This window comes from Streptomyces spongiae, assembly GCF_009377185.1.
GTDB classification, from domain to species: domain Bacteria; phylum Actinomycetota; class Actinomycetes; order Streptomycetales; family Streptomycetaceae; genus Streptomyces; species Streptomyces spongiae.
Window position 1 is genome coordinate 1 of sequence record NZ_VJZC01000928.1, and the last position, 2489, is coordinate 2489.

2 protein-coding genes are annotated in these 2489 nt (G+C 70.5%); both read right to left on the bottom strand.

Annotated features, from left to right (window positions below; all coding sequences use genetic code 11):
- On the bottom strand, positions 1 to 1191 hold a 1191-nt coding region (locus FNH08_RS48775), incomplete at its 3' end, for a DUF5667 domain-containing protein (protein WP_322726631.1).
- A gap of 242 nt (positions 1192 to 1433) precedes the next feature.
- Positions 1434 to 2210: an ECF subfamily RNA polymerase sigma factor, BldN family gene (locus FNH08_RS48780; RefSeq protein WP_322726632.1), complete on the bottom strand. Its 777-nt coding sequence runs from the start codon at positions 2208 to 2210 to the stop codon at positions 1434 to 1436.
- Between the last annotated feature and the right edge of the window lie 279 nt (positions 2211 to 2489).

Here is a 2489-nt window from a genome sequence, read left to right on the forward strand (position 1 = left end):
GCTCTTGCCGGGGGACGGGGACGAACTGCTCTGGCTGTCCTTGGGCGGGTCCAGCAGGCCGCCCGTGTTGCCGCCGAGCAGGCCGTCGGTGCTGCTGCCCGAGCTGGACGGCTGCGGTTTGCCGCTGCTCGGGCTGCGGCCCGAGGAGCCGCTGTCGGTGGCGCTGGGGGCCGGCCGGTCGGTGCCCGCGGAGCCGGTGGCGCCCGGGCCGGTGCCGCGCTTCTTGCCGCCGCCGGGCTGGGCCGGGGGCTGTGGCAGAAGTGACTGGAGCGGGGCGACCTCTTCGTCTATGGCGTCGAACACCGACGACACCTGCTGACTGACGTCCCCGAGCTGCACGGGGAGCCGGTCACGCAGCGCTCCCCAGGCCTCGCGGTGGGAACGTGAGAAGGCGGAGAGGGTCTGGATGGGGCCCAGGGAGCCGGGATCCCGCTCGTACGCCTCGTGCAGCAGGCGGTGGCCCTCCGACGCGTCGTGCCGCATGCCCGTGAGGGCGCGTCGGATCTCGCCGAGGGACTCGTGGTCGAGCGTGCCGCCGCGGTCGCGCTCCATGAGCCGGCGGGCTTCGCTGAGCCGGGTGGACGCCTGGTCGAGGTAGAGCTCGCCGCGGTCCGTGTTGTCGTCGGCCCAGGTCAGCTTGAAGTCCTCGATGCCGCGCTTCAGGCCGTACAGCGAGTCACCGGGCAGGGCGTCCGAACTGGCGGCGGCGACACCGCCGAAGGCCCCCGCGGCCACACCGACGCCGAGCCCGCCCGCGGCGAGCCCCTTGGTCAGCCGTGACCGTGGTCGCAGCTTCCCCAGCGGGCTCGCCCGGTGAGTGCCACGCCTCCGCCCCGCGCGCCCGCCCGTCTCCCACCACCGCCCTTCTGCGGAAGTCGCTCCGCTCCCCTTTTGACTGGGCACCAAGGGATCTGCCGCCTCGCCTCCCGAAGCCGTGCCCTCCTGCAGCATGGCCTCCATCGCGGCCACGAGCTGGGCCCGCTGGACGACCTTGACCTCGGGGTCGAGCTCCGGCTTGGGCAGCTCGCCGAGACCGGTCGCGAAGGCCAACAAACGGCCCTGCTCGGTCCGTCCCGCAGCGGCCGAGGCCTGCCCTTCGGGCTGCTCGGCCACCGTGGCCCGGTCGGGCAGCTCCTCCAGAGCCTGGGCGAAGGCGTTCGCCCGCCGGTGCGCCGATACGTTCGCGATCACTGGCGGCACCTCCTCTCGTCATGACGGTCGACTCCCCAGGGGGTCCTGAGGGTTGCACGCCCCGACCACTTCCACACGATCGAGTGATCGAAGTGGGCCAAGGCGTGACCACAGGGAGCCTGCATCCCGCACAACGAGCGGCGCAGCAGTTGGGTTACGGACGACGGATGATCGGTCTGAGAAGGCAACGGTCGTTTACGGAAGGTGAGTTGGGAGTCGCTGAGCGTACGTACCGGGAGCGCTCAGCGGGCGTCTTCCGGCAGGAGCCGCGCGAGGGTGCGGACGGCGCGGTACTGGAGGGTCTTGATCGCGCCCTCGTTCTTGCCCATCACGCGGGCCGTCTCGGCCACGGACAGGCCCTGGAGGAAGCGGAGAGTGACGCACTCCTGCTGCTGAGGGTTGAGGCGTCGGACGGCGTCGAGGAGCGCGGCGTTGGACAGGGACTCCAGGACGGAGTCCTCGGGGGAGCGCTCGACCTCGTTGGCGTCGAGCATCTCCCCGGTGGTGACCTCGAGGCGGAAACGGCTGGACTTGAAGTGGTCGGCGACGAGGTTGCGGGCGATCGTCACGAGCCAGGCGCCGAAGTCTCGGCCCTGCCAGGTGAAGGTCCCGATCCGGCGCAGGGCGCGCAGAAAGGTCTCGCTCGTGAGGTCCTCGGCGGTCGCCTTGCCGCCCACGCGGTAGTAGATGTAGCGGTACACGGTGTCGCTGTACTGGTCGTACAGCCGTCCGAACGCGTCGGCCTCGCCGGCCTGGGCGCGCTCCACGAGGTCCATCATGCGTGCGCTGTCGCTGTCCGCGGCAGGGCGGCGGGCGGTGGTGGCGGTCGAGCCGGTGCGGCCTCGTCTGCTGACCACCGCGGTGGTGTCGGCGAGCGCGTAGCACGGGCCGACGGGGGTAGCGGGAACGGCGAGCGCGGGTGCGGCGTACGCGGTGGGGACGAAGCCGCGCAACATGTCTTGGACCGTTGCGCGCAGCGTAGCCAGGCCCGAGGCGTCAACCCCGACGTGTGGGTACACGGGACTCCCAGAGGCAGAGCTTCCATCACGTGCAGTACGGGACCGTTCACCCGTCGTAGCGACGGAGGGGTACCGGTTTGCGTCTGAGGAGAATAACGCTTCGTGCAGGCACTGCTACACCCAGTTGCTAAAATCATCGATTACGTCGCATCTGTTACTGATTGGCACCCGTTCAAGTGCCGTTCTGCGACCGCTTGTTGTTCACTTGGGCCCGCATTGGGCTCCGCTCGGGGGCGTGTTGTGGTCGGGTGCGGGGGGTGTGAATGGCGGGGGTGATGT